22 protein-coding genes are annotated in these 26,154 nt (G+C 56.2%); 18 read left to right on the top strand and 4 right to left on the bottom strand.

Annotation, left to right across the window (positions count from 1 at the left end; all coding sequences use genetic code 11):
* Positions 1 to 8: 8 nt before the first annotated feature.
* From aroC to nusB, 7 genes are all read left to right on the top strand, one after another.
* On the top strand, positions 9 to 1,223 hold the full coding sequence (aroC, locus tag CCHOA_RS05765; RefSeq protein ID WP_123928081.1) for a chorismate synthase: 1,215 nt from the start codon (positions 9 to 11) through the stop codon (positions 1,221 to 1,223).
* Between the two features lie 622 nt (positions 1,224 to 1,845).
* The gene (locus CCHOA_RS05760) at positions 1,846 to 2,418 is read left to right on the top strand and encodes a shikimate kinase (RefSeq protein WP_245992083.1); all 573 of its coding nucleotides are present in this window, start codon (positions 1,846 to 1,848) and stop codon (positions 2,416 to 2,418) included.
* A 213-nt stretch (positions 2,419 to 2,631) separates the two neighbouring features.
* Entirely contained in the window at positions 2,632 to 3,741 is a 1,110-nt protein-coding gene (gene aroB, locus CCHOA_RS05755) for a 3-dehydroquinate synthase (RefSeq protein WP_123928078.1), read from the top strand.
* Between the two features lie 200 nt (positions 3,742 to 3,941).
* The gene (aroQ, locus tag CCHOA_RS05750) at positions 3,942 to 4,394 is read left to right on the top strand and encodes a type II 3-dehydroquinate dehydratase (RefSeq protein WP_123928075.1); all 453 of its coding nucleotides are present in this window, start codon (positions 3,942 to 3,944) and stop codon (positions 4,392 to 4,394) included.
* Positions 4,395 to 4,885: 491 nt separating this feature from the next.
* Entirely contained in the window at positions 4,886 to 5,983 is a 1,098-nt protein-coding gene (locus CCHOA_RS05745; RefSeq protein ID WP_123928072.1) for a M24 family metallopeptidase, read from the top strand.
* A gap of 310 nt (positions 5,984 to 6,293) precedes the next feature.
* Positions 6,294 to 6,857, top strand: coding sequence for an elongation factor P (efp, locus tag CCHOA_RS05740; RefSeq protein WP_123928069.1), 564 nt, complete (start codon positions 6,294 to 6,296; stop codon positions 6,855 to 6,857).
* Between the two features lie 558 nt (positions 6,858 to 7,415).
* Positions 7,416 to 8,207, top strand: coding sequence for a transcription antitermination factor NusB (gene nusB, locus CCHOA_RS05735; protein WP_245992082.1), 792 nt, complete (start codon positions 7,416 to 7,418; stop codon positions 8,205 to 8,207).
* A 100-nt stretch (positions 8,208 to 8,307) separates the two neighbouring features.
* On the opposite strand, the gene CCHOA_RS05730 is transcribed toward nusB, so the two are convergent.
* Complete coding sequence (locus CCHOA_RS05730; RefSeq protein ID WP_123928065.1) at positions 8,308 to 9,036, bottom strand: TetR/AcrR family transcriptional regulator; 729 nt, start codon at positions 9,034 to 9,036, stop codon at positions 8,308 to 8,310.
* Between the two features lie 311 nt (positions 9,037 to 9,347).
* Here CCHOA_RS05730 and CCHOA_RS05725 point away from each other — a divergent pair, with 311 nt between their 5' ends.
* Positions 9,348 to 10,235, top strand: a complete 888-nt coding sequence (locus tag CCHOA_RS05725; RefSeq protein ID WP_123928062.1) for a PPK2 family polyphosphate kinase — start codon at positions 9,348 to 9,350, stop codon at positions 10,233 to 10,235.
* A 113-nt stretch (positions 10,236 to 10,348) separates the two neighbouring features.
* On the opposite strand, the gene CCHOA_RS05720 is transcribed toward CCHOA_RS05725, so the two are convergent.
* The 3 genes from CCHOA_RS05720 to CCHOA_RS05710 form a co-directional block, all read right to left on the bottom strand.
* On the bottom strand, positions 10,349 to 10,834 hold the full coding sequence (locus tag CCHOA_RS05720; RefSeq protein ID WP_123928059.1) for a hypothetical protein: 486 nt from the start codon (positions 10,832 to 10,834) through the stop codon (positions 10,349 to 10,351).
* Positions 10,821 to 11,306, bottom strand: coding sequence for a type III secretion system chaperone family protein (locus tag CCHOA_RS05715; RefSeq protein ID WP_123928057.1), 486 nt, complete (start codon positions 11,304 to 11,306; stop codon positions 10,821 to 10,823). The genes CCHOA_RS05720 and CCHOA_RS05715 overlap by 14 nt, the downstream gene beginning before the upstream one ends.
* Before the next feature lie 218 nt (positions 11,307 to 11,524).
* Entirely contained in the window at positions 11,525 to 12,928 is a 1,404-nt protein-coding gene (locus CCHOA_RS05710; RefSeq protein ID WP_123928054.1) for a TIGR01777 family oxidoreductase, read from the bottom strand.
* Positions 12,929 to 13,741: 813 nt separating this feature from the next.
* Between CCHOA_RS05710 and pyrR the strand changes: the two genes are divergently transcribed.
* The 10 genes from pyrR to coaBC all read left to right on the top strand — a co-directional run bounded on the left by pyrR (position 13,742) and on the right by coaBC (position 26,006).
* On the top strand, positions 13,742 to 14,323 hold the full coding sequence (gene pyrR, locus CCHOA_RS05705; protein ID WP_123928051.1) for a bifunctional pyr operon transcriptional regulator/uracil phosphoribosyltransferase PyrR: 582 nt from the start codon (positions 13,742 to 13,744) through the stop codon (positions 14,321 to 14,323).
* 57 nt (positions 14,324 to 14,380) lie between these two features.
* Positions 14,381 to 15,307: an aspartate carbamoyltransferase catalytic subunit gene (locus tag CCHOA_RS05700; RefSeq protein ID WP_123928048.1), complete on the top strand. Its 927-nt coding sequence runs from the start codon at positions 14,381 to 14,383 to the stop codon at positions 15,305 to 15,307.
* A gap of 100 nt (positions 15,308 to 15,407) precedes the next feature.
* Entirely contained in the window at positions 15,408 to 16,769 is a 1,362-nt protein-coding gene (locus tag CCHOA_RS05695) for a dihydroorotase (protein WP_123928045.1), read from the top strand.
* Positions 16,770 to 16,882: 113 nt separating this feature from the next.
* The gene (gene carA, locus CCHOA_RS05690) at positions 16,883 to 18,049 is read left to right on the top strand and encodes a glutamine-hydrolyzing carbamoyl-phosphate synthase small subunit (protein ID WP_123928042.1); all 1,167 of its coding nucleotides are present in this window, start codon (positions 16,883 to 16,885) and stop codon (positions 18,047 to 18,049) included.
* A 78-nt stretch (positions 18,050 to 18,127) separates the two neighbouring features.
* Positions 18,128 to 21,469, top strand: a complete 3,342-nt coding sequence (gene carB, locus CCHOA_RS05685) for a carbamoyl-phosphate synthase large subunit (RefSeq protein WP_123928039.1) — start codon at positions 18,128 to 18,130, stop codon at positions 21,467 to 21,469.
* A gap of 41 nt (positions 21,470 to 21,510) precedes the next feature.
* Entirely contained in the window at positions 21,511 to 22,374 is an 864-nt protein-coding gene (gene pyrF / locus CCHOA_RS05680) for an orotidine-5'-phosphate decarboxylase (protein ID WP_123928036.1), read from the top strand.
* Between the two features lie 239 nt (positions 22,375 to 22,613).
* Positions 22,614 to 22,937 carry an integration host factor, actinobacterial type gene (gene mihF / locus CCHOA_RS05675; RefSeq protein WP_123928033.1) on the top strand — a complete coding sequence of 108 codons (324 nt, stop codon included), beginning with the start codon at positions 22,614 to 22,616 and terminating at the stop codon, positions 22,935 to 22,937.
* A gap of 549 nt (positions 22,938 to 23,486) precedes the next feature.
* The gene (gene gmk, locus CCHOA_RS05670) at positions 23,487 to 24,059 is read left to right on the top strand and encodes a guanylate kinase (protein ID WP_123928030.1); all 573 of its coding nucleotides are present in this window, start codon (positions 23,487 to 23,489) and stop codon (positions 24,057 to 24,059) included.
* An 89-nt stretch (positions 24,060 to 24,148) separates the two neighbouring features.
* The gene (gene rpoZ / locus CCHOA_RS05665) at positions 24,149 to 24,427 is read left to right on the top strand and encodes a DNA-directed RNA polymerase subunit omega (protein ID WP_206425772.1); all 279 of its coding nucleotides are present in this window, start codon (positions 24,149 to 24,151) and stop codon (positions 24,425 to 24,427) included.
* 349 nt (positions 24,428 to 24,776) lie between these two features.
* Positions 24,777 to 26,006, top strand: coding sequence for a bifunctional phosphopantothenoylcysteine decarboxylase/phosphopantothenate--cysteine ligase CoaBC (gene coaBC / locus CCHOA_RS05660; protein WP_123928023.1), 1,230 nt, complete (start codon positions 24,777 to 24,779; stop codon positions 26,004 to 26,006).
* The last annotated feature ends 148 nt before the right edge of the window (positions 26,007 to 26,154 follow it).

Here is a 26,154-nt window from a genome sequence, read left to right as displayed (position 1 = left end):
TAGAGCACATGCTTCGATGGACAACCGCAGGAGAATCGCACGGCCAGGCGCTCATCGCCATGCTGGAAGGTGTTCCAGCAGGCTTTACCCTTGACCGGGAAAAGATCTCCCGGGAACTTGCTCGCCGCCGTCTGGGATATGGGCGCGGTGCCCGCATGAAATTTGAGGCCGATGAGCTGACCGTTCTGACCGGTGTGCGACATGGGCACACGCTAGGGTCACCAATCGCGCTGGAAATTTTCAACAGCGAATGGCCAAAATGGACGACGTTGATGTCACCTTCACCGCTTGATGAAAACGATCCGGAAGTGCAGGCTGCGCTCGCCTCCGGACGGGGTGCCACATTGACCCGACCACGTCCAGGACATGCCGACTTCGCTGGCATGTTGAAATACGATTTTGACGATGCACGGGAAGTACTTGAGCGTGCCTCGGCGCGGGAGACTGCGGCACGGGTCGCCTGCGGTGCAGTGGCAAAACAGATCCTTGCGGAACTGCTTGGGGTGTCGGTGATCTCACATGTGGTCTCGATTGGTGAGTCAACCCCCTATACCGGTCCGATACCGGCGTCCGCCGATGAAGAAGCAATCGATGCCTCTCCGGTACGGGCATTCGATAAGGATGCGGAAGCTTCAATGATTGAGGCTATCGAGGCAGCGAAAAAACAGGGCGACACCTTGGGGGGTGTTGTCGAAGTGGTGGTTGCTGGTTTACCGATCGGTCTGGGCAGCTATGTCACCGGCGAGTCCCGTCTTGATGCGCAATTGGCGCAAGCCGTGATGAGTATCCAAGCGATTAAAGGTGTGGAAATCGGTGACGGGTTTGCTGAAGCGCGCCGCCGTGGTAGCCAAGCCCATGACGAAATGGTGCGCACCGAAGACGGTGTGCAACGGTTGTCGAACCGGGCCGGTGGTCTCGAAGGCGGTATGACAAATGGTCAACCGCTGATTGTGCGGGCTGCGATGAAACCAATCTCGACAGTTCCGCGTGCGCTAAAAACAATCGATATGGCTACCGGTGATGCGGCAACCGCAATACATCAGCGTTCAGATGTGTGTGCGGTGCCGGCTGCTGCAGTGGTCTGTGAAGCTATGGTTGCACTGGTGGTGTGTCGTGAACTGCTCGCAATGGTTGGGGGCAATTCGAAAGATCAGGTTGCAGCGAATTTGGAAAGCTACCAGCAACGTCTCGCTCAGCGGCTGTCGTTTGCCGCAACCGAATAGCATCTGCACAGCTACTTCGCCGATGCTTGTTGCAGGTAGGGTTTCATGCAGCAGTGACAATCCCGTCACTGCGCCACCTGCGCAGAAAAGACGGTTGGCCGCCGGGTGGAAAAACATCAAGTTGGTCGCGCTGGAAAGTGAAACGAAACGCACCGATGGTAGCGATACAACTTGTGGCATACTTCGTGCTGTGAAACGGCGCGAAGCAGGTTTTTGGGTGTTGTCACCCTGATAGACACCAGGCACGACTGCGGCGGTGTTTGATTGATGCAACATTTTTGCGCAACATTGCATCGACGATGCTACCGGCTCGGTAGGGTAAACACTGTTGGCTTCGCGATAACCCGGCAGGCTCTGGCACATCGGAGTTGCATTCGTTTGTAACAGAGGCTGCTCGTTGCCGCCCCGTGGCAGGAATTGCATCCAACACGTGTGCTGCTGTTGTTGTGCGAAGTCCGCAAATAGCAGAGGTGTACACACTGTTGGGTTTGCCGTCTATCTTTAGCACAACACTATTGGTAACCGCTGTTGAAAACCGGCAAGGTGTGCTTGCTGCTGTCACCAGCGAAGTTGCCGCTGTTGAAAAAACGGTTTGTTGTTTCACGCCGAAAAGAAGGAACACGTGAGCTATCAATCGCTTATTTATCTGGTTGGCCCTCCCGGAGCAGGGAAAACCACCATCGGAAGACGGTTGGCCAGTGCGTTATCGACTACGTTTATCGACACCGATGAACGGTTAGCGCACAGCTTCGGTATGCCCTGTGGGGAGATTATTCGCACCCGTGGGCTTGCAGAATTTCGGCAAGCTGAAGCTGAGGTCATTCGCAACACCTTAGCGGAAACTGGCATTGTTTCCTTAGGCGGCGGGGCAGTGGAAACCCCAGCTGTGCGGGATATGTTGCGCGAGCACACTGTCGTGTGGCTGGATGTGAGCCCTGCAGAAGGGGTTCGGCGCACTAGCGGGGATACCAACCGGCCGCTGCTAGCCGCGGATGATCCGTTGGCACGTTACATTGCACTCCGCGAATCGCGGACACCGCTTTATAGCGACCTGTGTGATATGCGGGTACGCACTGATCAGTGCAGCCCACAGCAGGCGGTCGCAAAAATTCTCAACTGGTGTGAGGATCATCCTGACACTCATCCGCCTACCACAAACCCGGAAGCCCTAGAACACGGCGAAACCGTGTTTTAGCACCATCGTCCTGACCTTTCGTTACCGAATGCGGTGCAGTGTTTACCGACTAGCTTCTCGGCTGGGGGGGATGCTACCGCATTATTGCGACACACATTCCGGTGGTGACGGTTGGTTTCATTGCACTGCTGTGCAACCAACCACCACAAACTGGTCGTCGCTTGGTACCGTTGCCCGCCTTGTCTTTTTAACCTGTATTGGATCGGTTCACCCATGGAAACCAAGAATCAGCCTGCCCACACCATCACAGTTCAAAGTCCCACGCCTTACACGGTCACTATCGGTACTGATCTTGCCCCGCAGCTTACCGACCATATTGCTCAGCGTGACGGAGTTTCGACGGTGGCGATTATCTATCAGGAAAATCTTGCTGCCGCTTGCGAACAATTCACCGACTCGCTGCAGGCTGCTGGGCTGAAAGTCATTGCGTTGCCAATTGCCGACGCAGAGGCCGGAAAGACGTTTGCGACGTGTCAACAGTGTTGGGATGTGTTGGGGGAACATTCCTTTGGGCGTCGTGATGTGGTGGTCGGTTTAGGTGGGGGTGCAGCCACCGACTTGGCGGGTTTTGTGGCAGCCGCATGGATGCGTGGTGTACAGGTCGTGCAGGTGCCAACCACGTTGCTGGGCATGGTTGATGCTGCGGTGGGCGGTAAAACCGGGATTAACACGCCACGGGGTAAAAACCTGGTGGGCGCCTTTCACGAGCCGGCGGCTGTGTTCTGCGATTTGCGATTCCTTGACACGTTGCCGGCACAAGAACTCATTTCGGGCAGCGCTGAGATCATCAAGGCTGGTTTCATTGTAGATCCGCGGATCGTTGAGCTTTACCAGCAGTATCCTGCGGAGGCGTTGCACAACGGTGAGGTCCTTGCTGAATTGATCGCGCGCGCTATTCAGGTGAAAGCTGATGTTGTCGGTCAGGACTTTAAAGAATCCAATTTGCGGATGATTTTGAACTACGGCCACACCTTGGCGCATGCCATTGAACAGCGGGAGGACTATCAGTGGCGGCATGGCAATGCGGTGGCCGTCGGCATGGTGTTCGCTGCTTGTTTGGCGCATGTCACTGGTCGTCTTGATCGGGCAGCAGTAGCGACCCACGTGTCAGTGTTGCAATCGATTGGGCTGCCAACGACGTATGATCCGGATGCTTTCGATGAGCTGTTTGCAACCATGCTGCTGGATAAGAAGAACGTTGCTGGGCGGGTACGGTTTGTGCTGCTTGCCGAGTTGCAGCAGCCAGAAATCGTGGACGGTATTGAACGTGCCCAGTGCGAGCAGGCCTATGCGATGATGCTGTCGCTGGCAGACGAGCAATAATCCATAGGATAAGCGCACCGGAAACACCACAGATACCGGGTACACCACGCAGGAAACCTGCCAGGGTGTTCGCAGCACACCTGGTGCAAGGCTGGATAACCCCCAAACGGTTCGGTTGGTAAGTCACATTGCAACCATCGATGAGCGGCCAAAGCCGTTGCCGGTGAAGCGGCGACACTGATAGAAGGGACTGGGAAACCATGGCAGAAATCTTGTGCCTGAACGGGCCAAATTTGGATCGGCTCGGTAAACGACAGCCGGAAGTCTACGGCCATACCACGTTGGCCGATGTGCAGCAGTTGATGGAGAAAGAAGCGAACCGGCATGGGCATACTGTGGTGCTCAAGCAGTCAAATCATGAAGGTGAACTCATCGATTGGGTGCATGCTGCGGCGGATGCCGGAACACCGATTATTATCAACCCTGGCGGCTTGACGCATACTTCGGTTGCGCTGCGCGACGCCCTCGCTGAGATTGCTGACGGTGCTGGGTTTGTCGAGGTACACATCTCGAATGTGCACGCCCGGGAAGCATTTCGCCACACCTCATTACTGTCGCCGATTGCTGCGGGAATTATCGTCGGCGCAGGTACCGATGGATATGTGCTGGCTGTTCATGCTACAGCTTTACGCCTTGCCGCAGATCGGAAGTAATAGTCCACAGGTGTACCGACCGGTATCTACGGAAGACCACACTACTGGTGGTAGAGCTTGCGGCAGTCCTTGTGTTGTGCCGCGCGGCTTTGAATATGGGACGATCAAGTGGGGTTGTGCGCTACCGTTGGGATCATGCAGGGGTCGGGGAGCAAGTCCTTGTGCACTACCGGTGCCGAATAAGGTGGCTGCGATTGCTTCGGGACTTGTTTCGATCCGCGGTCGTGGCAAGTGGTTGTCGGCTCCAACTTCCAGCGCGATGGCACGTTGCAGCGAACCGCGATGGTCATGACTGAGTGGTCGCCGACTAAAAACAGCTGCCGGTACCCTTCTTATCCGGGATCGCGAACGGTTGTGGTGCAGTCATTGCAGCGGCGACGAGTGCCCCCGAGACGGACATTGCCGGCGACGGCTATGCTTGAGGCTTGGAAAACATCACCACTGTTGTGGTGTCCTATTCATTACTTTTGTATTCAAGGAGCTCACCTTCGATGACCATGCTTGCAGATACCCGCTATTCCAATCGACGCCGCGCAGTGGCCGCCGCATTTGCTGGTGATCGTCTTGACGCGCTAGTGGTTGATCACGGCGTCCATGTGCGCTATCTCACCGGTTTTACGGGGAGCAACGGTGGCGTGTTACTGCGGAAAGATCTTTCGGCAACTGTCGCAACCGATGGACGCTATACCACGCAGATCGCCGAACAGGTTCCAGATTTGCAAGCGATCACCGCATCGGCGTGTGCGCCGACGCTGGCGGCAACTGTGGAAGGGCCTTGCCGCCTGGGATATGAAGCAGATTTTACTTCCGTCTCGCAACGCAACGCATTGGAAGAAGCTGTTGGGGAAGATGTCACACTCGTGCCGGTGACGGGGCTGGTGGAAAAGGTCCGGTTGATCAAGGACGAGGGTGAACTCGACGAACTGCGGGCAGTTGCTGCGCTTGCAACGCAGGCGCTCAGCGAGCTGATTGAAGCTGGTGAATTAGCGGTGGGTCGTACAGAGATCGCCATCGCCGCTGATCTGGAATATCGGATGCGGAAGCTCGGGGCCGCGTCGACGTCCTTTGACACTATCGTCGCATCAGGGGTGAATTCTTCGAAGCCGCACCACAGTGCCAGCGACAAGGTGATCGAATCGGGTGATCTGGTCACTATCGACTACGGTGCGCTGCTGCGGGGCTACAATTCCGACTGCACCCGCACGTTTATCGTGGGCGAACCTACCGATTTCGCGCGAGAAATCTACGATGTGGTGTATCGGGCACAACAAGCTGGTGTGGAGCGTGCTGTTGCTGGGACGGCATGCAAGGATGTGGATGCTGCTTGCCGCGAGGTTATCCGCGAGGCGGGATATGAACAATATTTTGTGCACTCCACAGGCCACGGCATTGGGTTGGATGTTCACGAAGCACCGGCAGCCGCCGCAAAGAGCACGGGCGAACTTGCAGCCGGGATGACGCTGACAATCGAACCTGGAGTGTATATTCCCGGCAAGGGTGGCGTGCGAATTGAAGACACGCTGATTATTCGTGATGGTGCAGCGGAAAACATCACCACATATCCGAAGGAACTCACTGTCATCTCCTAGGAGATTCTGACCTTACTCGGTACGGTGAGCTTCACCCACCCCGAGGTCGAACAGGGAGTTGATCGCTGGCGGTGGTAGGATAGTCACGGATTTTTCGCTGCAGTGAAAAACCTGCTTTCTACACAGGGGTTTTGCCTGCTGGGCTGGTTCGCCGGGCAGGTTTGCCCGCTCCAGTGTTTGCTCGCAGAACCATTACTGCAGTGGCGTTACCTGCCGGCACCACAATCCATTTTCTGAGGTTGTTGCACCGTGCGGGCAGGTGAAAACCTTCGTTTTGCCCTTTTCGTTTTTCCCCAAGGAGTACACATCCGTGGCAACTACCGCTGATTTCAAAAACGGTCTCGTGCTGAAGATCGACAACAAACTGCAGCAAATCATTGAGTTCCAGCATGTGAAGCCAGGTAAAGGACCGGCTTTCGTGCGCACCAAGCTCAAGGATGTTGTCTCCGGGAAGGTGACCGACAAAACCTTCAACGCAGGTGTGAAGGTGGAAACCGCTACAGTGGATCGGCGCGACATGACCTACCTGTATCATGACGGCGAATCCTATGTGTTCATGGATGACAAAACCTATGAGCAGACCGAAATCGCCGAGCACCTCATGGGCGACGGTGCCCGGTTCCTGCTGGAAAACATGACAGTCCAGGTGTCTTTCCACGACGGTGAAGCACTGTTTGTTGACATGCCTGTGTCTGTCGAGTTGAAGGTTGCCCACACCGATCCTGGTCTGCAGGGCGATCGCTCCACCGGGGGTACTAAGCCAGCCACGTTGGAAACCGGCGCAGAAATCCAGGTGCCGCTGTTTATCGAAACTGGCAACGTGTTGAAGGTCGATACCCGCGACGGATCTTATCTCTCGCGTGTAAACAACTAACGCAAGAGCCAACGTTCTCAGCGCAAATGCTGAGCCTGAAGCACTCCCGTATCGATTTGCTCCATACACCCTGTCGTTTTGTTCTCTGTTGTGCAACTAGTGTTCGTGCTAGGTGTCAGATGACCACCGACGGTGTTGGACTCGCATCGTTGCGGGGGTGCTTGTTCTTTGTGCCGCCAATATCTCTGCTTTCGCGGCAGGTGTTCCACAACGGTGAACCTTGTGTGTCGAGCCGTTGAAGGTGATGGTTTCCCTGGGCCCAGGGGGCGGAGACGTTGCCAGAACACCTGTTGCCCGCTAGGATGATTTGGCTTACTGGATATGTGTCGCAGACGGCGTTATTGCTTGCACCTGGCGTTGCTTTTGCACGTCGTCGTCTACTGATTGTCCGATATGACTGCTACCAGTCCTTCCACCCCGAATTGGTTCGGTGCGAGGGAAGGTTTCTGAATAAGGAATGGTAGCGTCGATGAGTGCTATACGGCGGCAGCAGGTCTGTCGTCGCTGTGGCTTAGATATGTCTTAACTGCATCCCCATTCGGGTTCACCCTAGTCGGTGTGGCTGAAACGGCTACACCAGAGAAGCGAAGTTGGTTCATGGATCTTTCCGAGAAGTCGCAATCGAGTCGAGTACAGCGTGGTCATCGTCGTCACGGTTCACGCTATAAAGCCCGTAGTCGTGCGGTGGAATTGCTTTTCGAGGCAGAATTGCGCGACCTGGATCCCGTAGAGCTAGTGGCTGTGCGGTCACGCGAATCGGCGATTCGGGAATACGGGGTGAAACCGGTACCTGCATATACCCGCGAGATCTTGGCGGGGGTTGCCCAGGAGTTGAATGGTCTGGACGAGGTGATTGCTGATCATCTCACCGATGATTGGGAGCTGTACCGTATCGCCGGTGTCGATCGTGCGATTTTGCGGGTTGTGGTGTGGGAGATGCTTTTCAACGACGAGGTGCCGCCGGCGGTTGCAACCGTAGAGGGAACCGAGTTAGCCAGTCAATACTCTGCCGATAGTTCGCCTGCCTATATCAATGCGATGCTTGATGTTATTGCAAAGCAGGCGGAAGATTTGGCACTGAGCCTGCGAGTGACGACCACCGCAGATGAGACGACTGCGTTTGCATTCCCGGAACACTCCACCGAATCGGAGACCGTCGTGGTTACAGACGATGCGGGTCTTGGGGATAACGGCGTGTCGGAATCAGCTGCGTCGGAATCAACCGTGTCCGATTCGGCAGAATCTTTGCCTTCCTCTGCAGAACCGGTCGAGACTCAGCACCCTGATGCTGCTGCGGCAGCAGATGCGATGTTAGATCAGCCGCGCGTCGGTGACCAGGAACCGCAATAGATTTTTCGTGCTCTTTTTGTGAGCTGAGGTCAAGCCCTGCCGGAAGCCTATGACTTCCTGCAGGGCTTTGCTGTGTTTGCTAGAGTGCTGCCGGTTGTGATTATCCGGCTGGTTTTGCCGCTTCGCCATCATCCTTGGTGGTAGCAGGGATGAAGGTGCGGGTGGAGGGGAGCGCTAACCGGTTGGTTCTCACCGCTTCAATGCCGGCGATGACGAAATTTACCCGGTCGCGGAGATTGCCTTGGTCAAGCCAAATATCGTCGGTTTTATAGAACAGGCGGCGGGTGAGGGAGACCCGGTCAATTGGTTCCATAAGTTTGGGGTCAACTTGCGGATTGTCGATGTTGAGATTGCGCCGCTGTTCGACATGCAGGTGGGAGACGAAGGTCATCTCTGCAAGGAGCATGAGACCGAAGGAAAACCCGGTGCGATCTTCGCCGAAGCCAGCGTCTTGGCAGTTGTCAACGAGTGTCCAGATATAGTCTTGGGCGTGGCGGAAGGAGAACGGGCGGGTGAGGAAAATTTTCGACAATCCTGGATAGGTGTCCAAGAGGTTCCACAGGGCGTCGGTGAAAAAGTGCAGCTGTTCCTGCCATGGCTGATCGGCCGGTGGGAGGGGCATTTCCTGGGCGATTCGTTCAAGGCATTTGTCGACGAGATCATCCCGATTGGCGATCACTCGATAGAGCGAAGGGGTGGAAAATCCGAGTTCTTTTGCCACAGCGGCAAGGCTGAACTCGTTGAGCCCAAGACTTAGGGCAATATCGACCGCATCGTCGAGGGAAAACTTTGGTTTTGGCCCGCGTCGCTTTTCGTCTTGATCATCCATCTGCATCATCCTATGACCACTTGCCATGTAACCGTAAATACAGTTCACTATTATAGGCCAAATCCGTGGCTATGCGCCGAATCTGAGTAAAAGTCCTGGATATTGCCCTGATTTACTCGTGGTAATGATTTTCAAGTGCAGTAAAGTACCCACTGATGGGGTTGGCGGGCAACGCCCATCTTTACCTGCTTGTGCTGCAGCAGTGCGGCGAATGGGGGTGAGTTCGCGGCAGAAACAGTTTTTCCCGGGAGCGGTGGCGCGGATGGATCAATTCCCACCAACGAGATGCTCATCCTGGCACAATGGTGCCTATGGCAAATTTTTCTGTTGAAGATGCTCGCGCTACTCAGGTGACTCCCGGATTTCAGCTAGCTGATATCGACCCCGCAGCAACCCCAAATTTTTCCGATTCGAAGAAAAAGCTGCTTCACGAATTCACCGAAATCGATGACGAGCTCACTGATCTGCAAGAGATGCTGTATGCCAATGCTCGTGCCGGGCTGCCGCACACCCCGCGGATTCTGCTTGTTTTGCAGGGGATGGACACCTCCGGCAAGGGTGGGGTGATCAGGCATGTGATGGGCACCTTGGATCCGCAGGGGGTGGATCTAGCAGCGTTTGGCGTGCCAACTGAACAGGAACGCCAACATGATTTCTTGTGGCGCATTAAAAAAGCACTCCCACGAGCCGGGCGGATCGGCGTATTTGACCGTTCCCACTATGAGGATGTGCTCGTGCACCGAGTGCATGGCTTATCCCCGCTGCCGGTGATTGAACAGCGCTACGGGCAGATCGTTGAGTTTGAACAGGAGCTTGTTGATTCCGGCACGACGATTATCAAAGTGATGCTCCATATCTCCCCGGAATTCCAAGCGGAAAACCTGCGGGAACGGCTGGAACGCAAGGATAAGTATTGGAAATATAATCCTGGTGATATCGATGAGCGGCTGCACTGGGAGGAGTATCAGCAGGCTTATCAGATCGCGTTGGAGCGCACCTCAACAGCTAGCGCCCCCTGGTATTGCGTGCCAAGCGACAACAAACCCTATGCCCGAATGGTGGTGAAGTATCTGCTGCTTGGTGCATTGCGGGATTTACAGCTGCAATGGCCGCCGGCAGACTTCGACCCGGCCGTGGAACTCGCCCGCCTGGAAGCTTCGCAACAGCAACTACAGCAGCGGTTAACGCAGCAACAATGAGATAGCAGCCTTGCTGGCTTGCCGGGGTGGGACGAGCAGCGCAAATGCCCGCCGACCCCGGCGCGCATGCCTGCAATTATCGCTGTTGCCGGCAGGATTGTCGGTGTGCAGGATTATGCAGGTCCTGCTGTGCGTGGATTGCGCTGCGGGAGTGCACGCTGCCCGTTTAGCAGTGCGCTTATCTGGCCGGCCAACACGGTGAGGAGTTGTTCGTCGGTGAGTCCTGCACCAATACTGGTTTCACAGTCGAGCCGAATATGTAGCGATTTATCGTTTGCGATGATTACCGCCGCCCGACTGTGTACTGCCTGGCTGTTATGGCTATTGCAGGCAAGATACCAGTCAGGTTCGGGCAACTCGGCAATGCTCTCACCGGTGTCAGAGTCCAGCCGAATCAGGAGATGTTGTGGAAATAGCAGCCATGAACAGGTGTATCCCTGAATCATTGCACCGTCTACTGGTTGGCCATTGACAGGGTCAGTCACCGTTTCGCTGGTGATCCCCAATGATGTGAGCGCGGCTGTGACACGCTGCGCGGTGACCGGCTCGGGGGTGTGTTGTTCCGGGGTTTTCGCATGGTTGCTGTTAGTCGTGGTCATGTTCACTCCAGGTCACTGCAGCTGGGAAGGTGTGGTCAAGCATTGTGGCAGCTTGGGTCACCATAGCCACAGTGGAAGCAATAACGGCGTCTAATTGTGCATCGGTTGCTCCGTGGTTGACCGGCCATACTCGCCGCATCGTGACGATGGCTTGCTGCTGATCGTCCAGCTTGGTCGCTAGGGCAGGTCCGATGCTGTGCAGATTGTGTTCGCTTACTGCGGCAAGAAGCGCGGGAATCTCGGTTGCGGGCAAAATACCCCGCCAGGATCCTTGGATACGGATTCCAGCTTGTGGGTCAAGGTCAATAAGCAGCATGACATTGGGAAAGCCGGTGGCAATGGTGGGCCGGGGGAATACGGTGTCACTGCCCGGTAGTTGTTCGGTGATGGTGTGGGCAATAGTGCACCGGTTACAGGCTGCCGCTATCCGCGACAAGGTCACAGGAGTGGGAGTAGTACTCGGGGTCGTCACAATAGGGGACTATCACTTTCCGGGGAAGGTAGCGCGGCAGCAATACATCCACTGCCGCGATGAACATATCCCCTGATCTTACCCGGCCAGCAGGCTTTCACGCGGTGTACGCCGGCGTGAAGCGGGATGATGGTGGGGTATCAAGGCAGCGCAGGTGCTGCGGTTGCCCGGTGTGTCTTTTCTATAAAGGCTGAACATGCACACACCGGTTGCCAACACTAGCTGCCAGCGACGAGACGTTCCCGGCCAAGTTCGTGGCGCAGCGCGGCTGCAAGCTGACAGTAGCGGAAGGTGTGCTCGCTGTGGCCAAGCACGGTACTGGTCACATGCTGGTTCGCCAGGGCGAGTTCTTCCGCGCCCTGTTGCCCTAAGAGCAGCGCTGGTGCCCACTTTGGGGTTGGGATAACCGTCGGACGGCGTAACACCTGTCCCAGGGTGTGCATAAAGGTTTCATTGCGCACCGGATTAGGGGCTACCGCATTGACCGGCCCGTGGATGTTGGCATCACACACAGCTCGCACATACAGATCGGCAAGATCATCAAGAGCAATCCAGGAAAACCACTGGTTGCCGTCGCCGAGTTTGCCCCCCACGCCGGTTTTCACCACGGTTTCTAGCAGCGGCAACAACCCGCCATCGCCTGCTAACACCATACCGGTGCGCATATTGACAATTCGATGGTTGTCAGCGGCAGCTACTGGCGCGGTGGCGTGTTCCCAGTCGTGGCACACTGTTGCGAGAAAATCATCACCGTGGGCGGCATCCTCCCCGAGTAGCGTCTCCCCACGATCGGCGCCGTAGATCCCAATTGCAGAGGCACACACCATCACCCGACAAGTCGACGAGTTCGCTACCAGCGTGGCGAGTTTACGGGTAGGCCCCACCCGGGAAGCGTACAGCTGTTGTTTATGCTCTTCGGTAAAACGGCCAACAATCGGTTCCCCGGCAAGATGAATTAACGCATCCACCCCATCCAGCAGCGACGCATGCGGATATTGGGGATCCCAAGTGCGACTGTTTTTGTCGGCGGCTGGCTGGCGGGTCAGCGTGATAACCCGATGACCGAGGGTGGCAAGTTGGCTGGCGACCGCCCGACCGACCAACCCAGATGCGCCGGTGATAGCAACGGTCAACGGCCGCCGAGGCTGTAGGGGGTGTGCGGTCGGTGCAGCGGCATCCGGAAACTGGTGGGAAGCCAGCCCCTGTAGTCGGCGGGCAAAAGCCACATCGAGCTGTAACTGCCGCTGCCGATAAGCAAACACCGGCCTGATCATCGGACCGGGGATACGGGTGGCAACCGAGTCGGTGATCAGTGTTGTTTCGCCGGCGGCGGTGAATTCGTGCGTATGTCGCCAGCGGGTCATAAAGGACAACCCGGTGGTGGTCACCTCATCAACGAATTGTGCACCGTCAACAAACCCGTCAGGTTGATGTTGCGCCACCCACTCCACCCCGCCGGGCAAAGTAAATACACTCGTCCCATCCCGCAAAGAGGATGCCTGTTGTTTCGGTTTTAACGGGGCAAATGGGGGAGTCAGTCGAGCCATTGCACCCGGCCGTGTATGCCACAGCCACACATCTTCGCGTGGCGCATCAACAATATGTGAAGTGGTAAGACTCATCACTACTCCCAAACAACAACTCGTGAAATCATTCGCCCCAAATCATCGACCCCGCGCACCACTCGATGCAACAACAACCCGTCCGATTGGGGAGGGCTGCAAAAAAAACACATCGTTACACCGTTGGTGACTCAGCTGTGTGCGCCATGCACCGTGGCCGAACCGCGGCAGCAGCACAATACTGCCGCGCTGCGGGATACGTGCATGCTTATTCCTTTTGTCCACCATCCGCAATGGTTGCGCACCACCTTGCAAACCGGTGTGCGGCACCAGTTGGTGCCGCACAGTGATTGCCGGAGACGACCGTGTGGAACAACAGTTTCCACCGTACCGGGTATTCCGGTATAGCCACCACTTGCTGTAAGGGACAACACCGCTGTTTGCGATCCTGGTGTGGGCATCGCGGCGGCTTGCCACCTGGCAGCAATCGGGATATCTCCTGGACAGCAGGCAACCCAAGACGGCAAGCCAAGTCATTGCCGTATCCATCTGCTATTTGTGCCGATCTTGTGGCGCAAATGACGCCCAGGGATCAAAATCGGCGGGCAGCAGGGGGCGTAAGACAACGGCGGGTGCAGCGGGAATCTCCGCCCTCCGGGGGTATCTACACCCAAGACGCCGATCGATCAGTGGGTCAATTACCTGCTACGATAATTACGAGCACCAGTCAGTGTGAACACATACTGGGTGGATGTCCTTTTGCCAGCCGTGATGGTGCCTTGTGCCCCGGTTTCACCAGGCTGCTAACTGCATATACTGCAAACGACTGACTCTTTTAAAGAACCGCACTGTGAGGCGGGAAAGGAGGTCACGATGAGCCACCCTGCACTCCCGGCGGATGGGACAGAACTCTTAAGTTCTGCCGATGTCGCCCGGACTGTGGCGCGCATCGCGCACCAAATCATCGAAAAAACCCAATTGGGATCTGCTGACGCAACACCAGTGGTGCTGCTTGGTATTCCTTCCGGCGGCGAACCGTTAGCAGCCCGCCTAGCTGCCAACATCGCCGAGTTCGCCGGGGTGAAGGTGCCGTATGGTTCCCTTGATGTCACCCTGTATCGCGACGATCTCCGGCAAGGGCGAGTTCGCGCTTTGAAACCCACCGACATTCCAGACTGTGGCATCGACAACCACATTGTCATTTTGGTTGACGATGTGCTGTATTCCGGCCGCACCATTCGTGCCGCCCTCGACGCCCTTCGTGACATCGGGCGTCCCAGCAAAATCCAGCTTGCTGTGTTAGTTGATCGCGGCCACCGCGACCTGCCGATTCGCGCCGACTATGTGGGCAAAAACATTCCCACCTCGCGCTCGGAAGATGTCACCGTGCTGTTGGAACAATTCGACGGCCGTGATGGTGTCATACTCACTCCTGCAACCACCCCGACCAACTAACCCCCAAAGGTCGGGGACACCGGCCTGCCAGCCTACTGTTTGCACCAAGGATCACAGATGAAACATCTCCTGTCCATCGCTGATCTTTCCGCCGCCGAGATCATCAACCTGCTTGACGAAGCAGACCGCTTTAACGACGTCCTCGGCAACCGGGAGATTAAAAAACTACCCACCCTGCGTGGCAAAACCATCTTTACCCTGTTCTACGAAAACTCCACCCGCACCCGGGCTTCGTTTGAAACCGCAGGAAAGTGGATGAGTGCAGATGTGATCAACATTTCCGCATCATCATCATCGGTTGCCAAAGGTGAATCCCTCAACGACACTGGCCGCACTCTTCGCGCAGTCGGCGCAGATGCGATTATTATTCGCCACCCATCCTCCGGCGCGGCACAATTATTGGCCAACTATGTGGCCCCCAACGGTGACGGGCCTGCAGTAATTAACGCCGGCGATGGTGCCCACCAGCATCCCACCCAGGCATTGCTCGATGCGGTAACGATGCGCCAGCGGCTGGGCTCCATCGACAATAAAAAAATCGTCATTGTCGGGGACTGTTTACATTCCCGCGTGGTGCGCTCCAACGTGGATTTGCACACCACCTTAGGCAACGAAGTAGTACTCGTCGCACCACCAACCCTGCTACCACCCGGAGTCGACACCTGGCCAGTTCGCACCACCTGCGACTTTGATGCAGAAATTGCGGACGCGGACGTGGTAATGATGCTGCGAGTACAGCAAGAACGCATGCACGGCGGGTTCTTCCCCTCGCATCGGGAATATGCCACCCGCTACGGATTGAGTGTGCAACGACAACAGGCCATGGCCGACCACGCCATTGTGATGCACCCAGGTCCGATGCTGCGCGGCATGGAAATCAACTATGCGGTCGCGGATCTGCCAAATACCGCCATTGAACAGCAGGTCACCAACGGTGTTCACGTCCGCATGGCAGTGCTTTTTAGCCTGCTCGCAGCGGAATAATCACCCTGCCACACCTCGCCCCGGTAGTAGCTAGCCGCCACCGCTGCTGTTGCTATCGCACCACATGACCTCCCTCCGTGTAAGGAATAGCTCGAAGAACATGACATCGCAGCCAGCATCCACCACCTATCCACCTACTGGGGAACTTGCGCCCACCCCGCAAACCACCCTGCTCATCCGAAATGTTCGCCCCTATGGGGAAGGTGAACCAGTCGACATTCGCATCAGTGACGGCCACATTGTTGAGATCGGTGCCGATATTGCCGCAACAACCGACACAGTCATCGACGGTGGCGGCCAAATTCTGCTGCCCGGTTTAGTCGATATTCACGTGCATCTGCGGGAACCTGGCCGGGAAGACACTGAAACCATTCTCACCGGCTCCCAAGCTGCCGCCGCTGGTGGATTCACCGCCGTGTTCACCATGGCCAACACCAACCCGGTATGTGACCAGCCGATTATTGCCGAATCCGTGTGGGCAAAAGGGCAACGTTACGGCATCTGCGACGTTCATCCCATTGGTTCAATCACCCAAGGGCTCGCCGGTACAACCCTGACCGAATTTGGGATGATGCGGCAATCCGCTGCGAAAGTCCGCATGTTCTCCGACGACGGCATGTGTGTTGCTAATCCGCTGCTGATGCGCCGTGCCGTCGAATATGCTGCCGGCGAAGATGTCCTGCTGGCTCAACATTGTGAAGAACCAACCCTCACCGACGGGGCATGCGCCCATGAAGGTGCAATCGCCGGCAAACTAGGGTTGCGTGGCTGGCCGCGGGTTGCTGAAGAAGCAATTGTTGCCCGTGATGCGATCCTTGCCCGGGACTATGCCGGCCGGGTGCATATCTGCCACGCCTCCACTGCCGGAACTGTTGAACTCGTCAAATTCGCCAAAGATCGGGACATGCCGGTGACCGCAGAAGTCACCCCCCACCATCTGCTGCTCGATGATCGACGCTTGGAAACCTTTGATGGCGTCAACCGAGTCAATCCACCGCTGCGGGAGCAATCCGACACCGCAGCCTTGCAACAAGCGCTTCTTGACGGCACCATCGACTGTGTTGCCACCGATCACGCCCCCCACGGGCAAGAAGATAAAGCCTGCGAATTCAACCTCGCCCGCCCCGGCATGTTAGGGCTGGAAACCTCGCTTGCAATTATCGCCAAACTGTTTATTGAAACCGGCAAAGCAGACTGGCGATTCGTGGCGAAAGTGATGAGTGAAAACCCGGCAAAGATTGTGCGACTGCCCGGCCACGGTCGTCCCATCGCAGTCGGTGAACCCGCCAACCTCTGCATTGTCAGCGACAATCAAACCTGGACCGTAGATGGCCAAGCCCTCCATTCAAAAGCCTCGAACACCCCCTATGAGGCAATGGAATTCGGCTGTAAGGTCACCCACACAATCCTGCGTGGACGAGTGACCTATGACAACGGCACCCCCGCTGATCCCCGAGCATAGCTACGCTGCGAGTCCTTGCCCCGCTGAACTGGCACAACACCGCCACAGGTTGCTTGGCAAGGACACCTCAATCCTCTCTCAAACGAAACCTAGCTGTAAGGAACACCACTTTCGTGACTGACAACCTCGCCACCCCTGCCGCACTCGTGCTGGCCGACGGCCACATCTACCGTGGCACCGGCTTTGGCCATATGGAAACCGTGTTCGGTGAAGCAGTCTTCACCACGGCAATGACCGGCTACCAAGAAACACTCACCGACCCTTCCTATCACCGCCAAATTGTGGTCGCCACCGCCCCCCAAATCGGTAACACCGGATGGAATGAACAAGACAACGAATCGCGCGGCGACAAAATCTGGGTAGCTGCGTTCGCTATCCGCGACCTTGCTCACCATTACTCCAACTGGCGAGCAACCCGCTCACTGGAAGACGCCATGGTTGAGCAGCAGATTCCCGGTATTCGCGGGCTTGATACACGGGCAATCGTCCGTCATCTCCGCAATCATGGTTCTGTGAGCGCTGGAATCTACTATGGAGCTGACGCACTACGCGATCCTGCCGAACTTATCGCTGAAGTAGCAGCACAACCGGCCATGGCAGGTAGCGACCTGGCAGGCGATGTCACCTGCAGCGAACCCTATACTGTGCCTGCACAAGGCATCACGCGCGCCCGCGTGGTGGCCTTCGACATGGGGATTAAAACCAACACCCCGCGCAACTTTGCGGCTCGCGGAATTGAAACCGTCATCGTTCCCGCCAACACCAGCTTCGCAGAAATTCAAGCTCTGCATCCCGATGGGGTGTTTGTTTCCAACGGTCCAGGCGATCCTGCAACCGCCGATGTCATGGTGGAAACAGTACAGGCCGTCCTCAACGCAAAGATTCCATTTTTTGGTATCTGCTTCGGCAACCAGATCTTTGGCCGCGCCCTAGGAAAGTCCACCTACAAACTCAAATTTGGCCACCGGGGTATTAACGTGCCCGTGAAGAACCACGACACGGGACTTATCGAAATCACCGCCCAAAACCACGGCTTCGCAGTGGAAGGGCAACCCGGTGAGCGGTTTAACACCCCATTTGGCCCCGCCCACGTCAGCCACAGCTGTCTCAACGATGGGGTGGTTGAAGGCCTCGCCCTCGACGACGGATCCGCGTTTTCGGTGCAATACCATCCCGAAGCTGCAGCAGGACCGCACGACGCCAATCCGCTGTTTGATCAATTCCTGCGGCTAATTGAACAACACGCAGCACAACGGCCAACCAGCCTCGATCACAGCTAGTCACCGCCCAGTCGCCCCGGCGGCGAATCCTCCCCACCAATTTGCACCATCAACGAGCAAGGAACAGCTTTCACCACCATGCCGAAACGCACTGATATCCACCACGTTCTGGTCATCGGCTCCGGCCCAATCGTCATCGGTCAAGCCTGTGAGTTTGACTATTCCGGTACGCAGGCCTGCCGAGTGCTGCGTAGTGAGGGGCTGCGCGTCACCCTCATCAACTCCAATCCGGCCACGATCATGACCGATCCGGAATTCGCCGACCACACCTATGTTGAGCCGATCGAACCGGAATATATCGAGAAAATCTTCGAAGCTGAGATCGCCGCCGGTCACCCCATTGATGCTGTGCTGGCAACACTCGGCGGTCAGACAGCACTCAACGCCGCCATTGCCCTCGACCGCCGGGGCAGCCTTAAGAAATACAATGTTGAGCTGATCGGCGCCGATATTGCGGCGATCGAACGTGGCGAAGATCGACAAAAATTTAAAGACATTGTTGAAAAAATCGGCGGCGAATCAGCCCGTTCACGGGTATGCCACTCCATGGAGGAAGTCCGTGAAACGGTTGCTGAACTTGGTCTGCCGGTGGTGGTTCGTCCCTCCTTCACCATGGGTGGATTAGGTTCTGGTCTCGCGTTTACCGACGAAGATTTAGAACGCATCGCCGGTGGGGGATTAGCTGCCTCCCCGGAAGCCAATGTGCTGATTGAAGAGTCCATTCTTGGATGGAAAGAATACGAACTCGAATTGATGCGTGACGCTGACGACAACTGTGTTGTGGTCTGCTCCATCGAAAATGTGGACGCGCTCGGTGTACACACCGGCGACTCAGTCACCGTCGCCCCGTCGATGACGTTGACTGACCGGGAATTTCAAGTGATGCGTGATCAAGGCTTCGCCATTTTGCGGGAAGTCGGGGTTGATACTGGCGGCTGTAATATTCAGTTTGCGATCAATCCACAAGATGGTCGCATCATCACCATCGAGATGAATCCGCGCGTCTCCCGCTCGTCGGCGTTGGCAAGTAAAGCAACCGGGTTCCCAATTGCGAAAATCGCGGCGAAACTCGCCATCGGGTACACCCTTGATGAAATCACCAACGACATCACGGGTGTCACACCTGCCGCGTTTGAACCCACCCTCGACTATGTCGTGGTGAAAGCACCCCGCTTTGCCTTCGAGAAGTTCAAAGGTGCCGATGATACGCTCACCACAACGATGAAGTCGGTCGGTGAAGCCATGGCACTTGGCCGCAACTATATTGCCGGCCTAGGCAAAGTACTGCGCTCACTGGAAACCAAAGCCACTGGTTTTTGGACAGTTCCCGACACACAGTTTGCTGGTGAAGATGGGGTGACAATCCCAGCCACGCTGGAACGGCTGCGTCGTCCCACTGAAGGGCGACTCTACGATGCTGAATTAGCCCTGCGGCTTGGAGCATCGATCGACGAGGTGTATCAGGCTTCCGGCATCGACCCGTGGTTCCTTGGCGAGCTCAGCGCCCTTGTCGCATTCCGCAAAAAACTTCTCAACGCTCCAGTGCTTGATGCGCAGTTGCTGCGGGAAGCCAAATATATGGGTCTTTCCGATGTGCAGATTGCTCGTCTTCGACCAGAATTTGCAGGCGAGGACGGAGTGCGTCGACTGCGCTGGTCGCTGGGAATCCGACCGGTGTTTAAAACCGTGGATACCTGTGCCGCCGAATTTGAGGCGAAAACCCCGTATCACTATTCGGCATATGAACTCGATCCGGCGGCAGAATCAGAAGTATCGCCGCAAACCGAGCGCGAGAAGATTTTGATCCTTGGCTCCGGGCCAAACCGCATTGGGCAGGGCATCGAGTTTGACTATTCCTGTGTCCATGCAGCGTTAGAACTTAGCCGGGTGGGTTATGAGACGGTGATGGTCAACTGCAACCCGGAAACCGTATCCACCGACTATGACACCGCGGATCGCCTCTATTTTGAGCCGTTAACCTTTGAAGATGTACTCGAGGTGTACCACGCCGAGAGCGAATCAGGCACGGTTGCAGGTGTTATTGTGCAGCTTGGTGGACAGACTCCGCTGAGCCTTGCCGCCCGCCTTCGCGATGCTGGAGTACCCGTGATTGGAACCTCTCCTGAGGCGATCGACATGGCAGAAGATCGCGGCGAATTTGGTGCACTGCTTTCCCGTGAACAGCTGCCTGCCCCGGCGTTCGGTACGGCCACGTCATTCCCGGAAGCGAAAGCGGTGGCCGCATCGATCGGTTATCCAGTGCTTGTTCGCCCATCGTATGTGCTGGGCGGTCGCGGCATGGAAATTGTCTATGACGAGGCATCGCTGGAAGATTATATTGCGCGCGCAACAGAGATCACCAGTGATCATCCAGTGCTGGTTGATCGATTTTTGGATAACGCAATCGAGATCGACGTCGACGCGCTTTGCGACGGTGAACAGGTTTATCTTGCAGGGGTGATGGAGCATATTGAAGAGGCCGGTATTCACTCCGGTGACTCAGCTTGTGCGTTACCGCCGATGACCCTGGGGCCAGAAGACATTGAAAATGTGCGCCGTTCTACGGAGAAACTTGCCAAAGGCATTGGGGTGCGCGGCCTGATGAATGTCCAATATGCGCTAAAAGACGATGTGCTCTACGTTATTGAAGCCAACCCACGTGCATCTCGAACTGTCCCGTTTGTCTCCAAGGCCACAGCCACACCGCTAGCGAAAGCCGCCTCCCGCATTATGGTTGGGGCAACGATTGCACAACTGCAACAAGAAGGCATGATCCCAAGTGATCACGATGGTGGTTCGTTGCCGTTACACGCCCCGATTGCGGTCAAGGAAGCAGTCCTACCGTTTAACCGTTTCCGGCGTCCAGATGGCAGCATGCTCGACAGTTTGCTGTCCCCAGAGATGAAGTCCACTGGGGAAGTCATGGGGCTAGCCGACAACTTTGGAGCCGCCTATGCCAAGGCGGAAGCGGCTGCGTTCGGTGGTCTTCCAACCTCCGGAACGGTGTTTGTCTCGGTGGCAAACCGCGATAAGCGCACACTGATCTTCCCCATTCAACGTTTGGCGAAGATGGGCTTTACGCTGGTGGCAACCTCCGGCACTGCCCAAATGCTGCGTCGCAACGGCATAGATTGCGAAACAGTTGTGAAAGCCTCCGAGGTGAAAGCAGGTGCTGCGGGACGATCGATTATCGACCGGATTTCGGCCGGTGAAATCGATTTGATTCTCAACACCCCGGCTGGCTCGTCGTCTACCCGCCACGATGGCTACGAGATTCGTTCTGCTGCGGCAAACGCCAATATTGCGCTGGTAACCACCGTGCAAGGGGTGACGGCTGCGGTACAGGGTATTGAAGCCTTGCAGGCAGGTGAGCTGTCAGTGACCGCATTGCAGGATCTCGACCATACTGCCGGTGAATAACCACCGGCTGCGCTGGTGCACTGTGAAAGGAGCTGACGGCGATGAGTAATCTCGCACAACTTACCTTTGGTGAACGACTCTGTGATGCTGTCAACAAATATGGCCCGGTGTGTGCAGGCATCGACCCGCACCCGCACTTGCTGCGTGCGTGGGGGCTTGATACCACCCCGGAAGGGTTGGACACATTTACAAACCGCTGTGTTGAAGCCTTCGTGGATGCTGCAGCGATCGTCAAACCGCAAATCGCGTTTTTCGAGGCTTATGGATCCGCAGGATTACGGGTCTATGAGGAAGCCTGCCGGCGGTTACGACAAGCCGGCACTTTGGTGCTCGCCGATGCGAAACGTGGCGATATCGGGTCAACCATGGCCGCCTATGCGCAAGCATGGCTAGCGCCAGGATCACCGTTGGAAGCTGATGCGGTAACGGTGAGCCCATATTTAGGGTTCGGATCGCTGCAAGAGGCTGTTTCGCTGGCGCAAACCCACGGCAAAGGGGTGTTTGTGCTGGCGGCAACTTCGAACCCGGATGGTCCATCGATCCAACATGCAGTGGATACCAACGGCACACGGCTTGACGCGCAAATTGTGGCACACGTGGCCAACGCCAATGCGGAGGCGGCACGCCACGGGCAGCTGGGGGCGATCGGGATCGTGTTGGGCGCGACAGTGGCTGATCCGCCTGCACTCACTAATCTCAACGGGCCGGTCCTCATGCCCGGCGTTGGGGCGCAGGGAGCAACCTTTGCCGATGTAGCACAATTGACGGCCAATGTGGAAGCATTAGCGCTACCAAGTTTGTCGCGATCGTTGCTACAATCCGGCCCTGCTGTGGCTGACCTGCGAAAAGCAGTGTGGCTAGCAAATGAGCAAGCATGCGCTACCGCAGGTGTTTCCAACCAGTAGGAAACTGCTGGTCAGAGGCGGTGTTAGCGAATTTGAAAAGAAACCAGTAGGGTAATGACCTGCTTGTTTAAACCGATAGTGCTACACTATTCCAAGTTCAGCTAACGACAGCCTCGTAATTTGGCCTGTCACCTCGGCTGATTTGGCAGATTCTTCCCGCTGTAATCGGATTTTGATTCGGCTGGCAGGCAAGCTGTACAACATAACAATCTTTCCATCTAATTATCCGGAGGAACCAAGTGGCCCTTCCCAAGTTGACTGACGAGCAGCGCAAAGAAGCCCTCGCGAAAGCCGCTGAGGCTCGTAAGGCACGTGCAGAGCTGAAGGAAAAGCTCAAGCGCGGCGGTACCAATATCAAAGAGGTGCTTGAAAAGGCTCAGTCCGATGAAATCATCGGCAAGACCAAGGTCTCTGCACTGCTCGAAGCTATGCCTAAGGTTGGCAAGGTGAAGGCTAAGGAGATCATGGAAGAGCTCGAAATCGCTCAGACCCGCCGTCTGCGTGGCCTGGGTGACCGTCAGCGTCGCGCTCTCCTCGAGCGTTTCGGCTACGGCGAAGAGTAAAAACTCTGAAACGGCAGCAGTGGAACTTCACCTGCTGCAAAGTGGGTTGCCAGGGAAGATGAAGGGTATTTCTCCAGCTGGCAACCTTGCACTTGACGGCCACCCCGGCTTCGGTAGCCGTCACACTTTTTACCCTGGCAATGTTTCGGTGCGGCAATGCTGCGTACGCAAGTTGCAGCGACGCACCGTCGAACTTGTCACAGTGACGAGCCCAGCTCGGATCGCAAAGCAGCAAAGGAAACCTGCAGTTCAACTATTGTCAACGCGCTCGGTTTCCGGCTTGGAATAGTTTCACTCGAGTTCCTTTGCGCACTGGCAGCTTATCCGCCACCCCGCATATGCCAATCGGTGCTCAACCAATCAGCACGGTGTGGCGGCGCATAAGTGCCCCGAACAACGCGAGTTGTTCACACCGAAGTCTCGGTAGCCGGGCAAGGAAAGCATCGCATCGCGGTGTGAGTAGTTCTCGTTTGCCGAGATGGTCTGTATCTAGCATTGCCCGCTGGTGACCTTGCCAAGTGTCACCGGGTCTTGATGATTGGACGTCACATGGCTGCACAACCCGGTCGTCTTGTCGTGCTTCTTGGACCTTCTGCGGTGGGGAAGTCCACCGTCGTTTCGCGTCTGCGGGAAGAGATCGACGACTTGTATTTTTCTGTGTCGATGACCACCCGGGCACCACGCCCAGGCGAAGTCGAAGGCCGGGACTATTACTTCGTCAGCCCGGATGAGTTTCAATCCCATATCGATGCGGGTGACATGTTGGAATGGGCCGATATCCATGGCGGTCTGCAACGATCTGGAACTCCAGCAGGCCCAGTCGATCAGGCCCTTGCCGATGGTCGACCAGTACTGGTAGAAGTGGATCTAGCCGGTGCGCGTGCTGTACGAGCATCCCGACCAGAATCCACCAGTGTTTTTCTTGCTCCTCCTTCTTGGGATGAGCTCGTTGCTCGCCTCACCGGGCGGGGAACAGAATCAAGTGAGGCGATTGAACGTCGACTCACCACAGCAAAACAGGAACTTGACGCGCAAGACGAATTTGACCATATTGTGGTCAATGACGATCTTGAACGGGCAGTTGCCGCGCTGCGGGCTGTATTGCTCGGCGAATCGCCGTAGGGACGGCCAATAGAATCAGCATCACGTAATGCTGGGACGTTCTTCGACCACACGAACATCATTCGATCACGAAGGTAACGATTTCACCTGTGAATCACATTCAATCTGAGAATAAAAAGGTTTTCGATCCGCCGACCGGCATTACCGATCCACCGATCGATGAGCTACTCGAGCATGTGTCGAGTAAGTATGCGCTGGTGATTTTCGCTGCAAAGCGTGCCCGGCAGATCAATTCCTACAACCAGCAGGCCAATGATGGTGTGTTTGAGTTTGTCGGACCGCTCGTCGCCCAGCGGCAACGGGAGAAGCCATTGTCGATTGCGTTGCGCGAGATTGACGAAGGTTTGCTGGAGCACAAAGAAGGCTAATTCTGTTCGACTTAGCTGACTGCTGCCGCGTGAACGCGATATGTTCTGCGGCGACGCGCTGAACACCGTTATTGTCCGGGTTCCCTGCTTGAGGAGCTTCGCGGCATTGCCCGTCATGGATACACCATGACGGGCATTAGTGCGTGCTGCACCATTTTCTCTGCCATAGCGTTTTGTGCCTTTGCTCCGCAGGCGGGATGATCGGATCGATATCGGGGGGCGTGTACAGTCAATGCGTGAATGATTTCATTCCCGTGTTCGGTAGGAAACGGTGCGAAAATCTTTGGTTTGGTTGAGCGCATCTCCGCTGTAGGGCACGACAGATTTTCATGGTTGTAAGGAGTAGCAGGTGGCGCACACGGCAGCGAAGCGGATCGTAGTTGGTGTCTCCGGGGGAATTGCAGCATATAAAGCATGCCATGTAGTGCGCGGTTTTACCGAGCTTGGCCACGAGGTGCAGGTGATTCCTACGGAAAACGCGTTGCGGTTTGTGGGCAAAGCGACGTTTGAGGCGTTATCGCATAATCCGGTGTTTACCTCGGTGTATGAGGAAGTAGACCAGGTTAGACATGTGCAGGTTGGTCAACGCGCTGATCTGGTGGTGATTGCTCCTGCCACCGCTGATCTGTTAGCACGGCTGGCGCAGGGACGGGCAAACGATATGCTCACCTCTACGGTGTTAATGACGGGGGCGCCGGTGGTTATTGCGCCAGCAATGCATACCGAAATGTGGAATAACCCTGCGACACAGGCAAATGTTGCGCTGTTGCGTGATCGCGGAATGACAGTGTTGGAGCCTGCCCACGGCAGGTTAACTGGCAGTGATACCGGACCTGGTCGTCTGCTCGATCCGGAACAGATCGTCGACTTGGCCTTGCTGGTGTTATCCACCGGTATGCTCCCGCGCACCCTTGCCGGCAAACGGGTACTAGTTTCTGCGGGAGGTACGCGGGAAGCTATCGATCCGGTGCGGTTTATTGGTAATCATTCTTCGGGGCGGCAAGGCTTTGCTATTGCGGAGGTGGCTGCCCATATGGGAGCTGCAGTGACTGTGGTGGCTGGTGCTACCGATCGGCTTCCCACACCGGCTGGTGCGACCGTTATTGCGGTTGATTCCGCGAATGATATGCAACAGGTCATCGCTGATGAGTTCGCGAAGCAAAACATTATTATCATGGCAGCCGCTGTGGCAGATGTGCGCCCGAAAATAGCCGCGGCAACGAAACTAAAAAAGGGCAGTGGTACGGCTGATTTGCAGCAGATCGACTTGTGTGAAAATCCGGATATCTTGCGTGGTCTGGTTAAACGCCGGGCGACAGGCTCCCAACCAATCATTGTTGGTTTCGCCGCGGAGACTGGTGATACTGCAGCCACGGCGTTGGAACATGGTCGAGCAAAGCTTGCCCGGAAGGGCTGCGATTGGCTGCTGGTCAACGATGTGTCGCAAGATCAGGTATTTGGCAAGCCGACGAATGCTGGATGGTTGTTGTCTGCCGGTGGTGAGGTGTTGGAACTGCCGCGGGATTCGAAGTTTGTTATTGCTCGGCAGCTGCTCGAAGCGGTGGCGCAGCAGGCCTAACAGTTGGGGTTTGCTACCAGAGAAACTCCGGTAGCCTAAGCGGTTCAGTTTGGGAAGCAACTTCGCTTGCTGTCGCATCAAAAAACGGTCGAATTACCTGCTATGACGCTGTGATTAGAGACAAGTTTGTACAATTAGACAGCTTGGT

Source organism: Corynebacterium choanae (genome assembly GCF_003813965.1).
GTDB lineage: Bacteria > Actinomycetota > Actinomycetes > Mycobacteriales > Mycobacteriaceae > Corynebacterium > Corynebacterium choanae.
The sequence above is the reverse complement of the archived record's forward strand: the minus strand, read 5'-3'. Positions and strand labels throughout refer to the sequence as shown.

Excerpts from the sequence above, each read along its gene's own strand:
- CCHOA_RS05730 (WP_123928065.1), bottom strand. The coding sequence starts at position 9,036 with ATGGATGATCAAGACGAAAAGCGACGCGGGCCAAAACCAAAGTTTTCC.
- aroQ (WP_123928075.1), top strand. The coding sequence starts at position 3,942 with ATGGCAGAAATCTTGTGCCTGAACGGGCCAAATTTGGATCGGCTCGGT.
- CCHOA_RS05700 (WP_123928048.1), top strand. The coding sequence starts at position 14,381 with ATGAAACATCTCCTGTCCATCGCTGATCTTTCCGCCGCCGAGATCATC.
- gmk (WP_123928030.1), top strand. The coding sequence starts at position 23,487 with ATGGCTGCACAACCCGGTCGTCTTGTCGTGCTTCTTGGACCTTCTGCG.
- CCHOA_RS05745 (WP_123928072.1), top strand. The coding sequence starts at position 4,886 with ATGACCATGCTTGCAGATACCCGCTATTCCAATCGACGCCGCGCAGTG.
- carB (WP_123928039.1), top strand. The coding sequence starts at position 18,128 with ATGCCGAAACGCACTGATATCCACCACGTTCTGGTCATCGGCTCCGGC.
- aroB (WP_123928078.1), top strand. The coding sequence starts at position 2,632 with ATGGAAACCAAGAATCAGCCTGCCCACACCATCACAGTTCAAAGTCCC.
- CCHOA_RS05725 (WP_123928062.1), top strand. The coding sequence starts at position 9,348 with ATGGCAAATTTTTCTGTTGAAGATGCTCGCGCTACTCAGGTGACTCCC.
- CCHOA_RS05710 (WP_123928054.1), bottom strand. The coding sequence starts at position 12,928 with ATGAGTCTTACCACTTCACATATTGTTGATGCGCCACGCGAAGATGTG.
- CCHOA_RS05695 (WP_123928045.1), top strand. The coding sequence starts at position 15,408 with ATGACATCGCAGCCAGCATCCACCACCTATCCACCTACTGGGGAACTT.
- pyrF (WP_123928036.1), top strand. The coding sequence starts at position 21,511 with ATGAGTAATCTCGCACAACTTACCTTTGGTGAACGACTCTGTGATGCT.
- CCHOA_RS05720 (WP_123928059.1), bottom strand. The coding sequence starts at position 10,834 with ATGACCACGACTAACAGCAACCATGCGAAAACCCCGGAACAACACACC.
- aroC (WP_123928081.1), top strand. The coding sequence starts at position 9 with ATGCTTCGATGGACAACCGCAGGAGAATCGCACGGCCAGGCGCTCATC.
- pyrR (WP_123928051.1), top strand. The coding sequence starts at position 13,742 with ATGAGCCACCCTGCACTCCCGGCGGATGGGACAGAACTCTTAAGTTCT.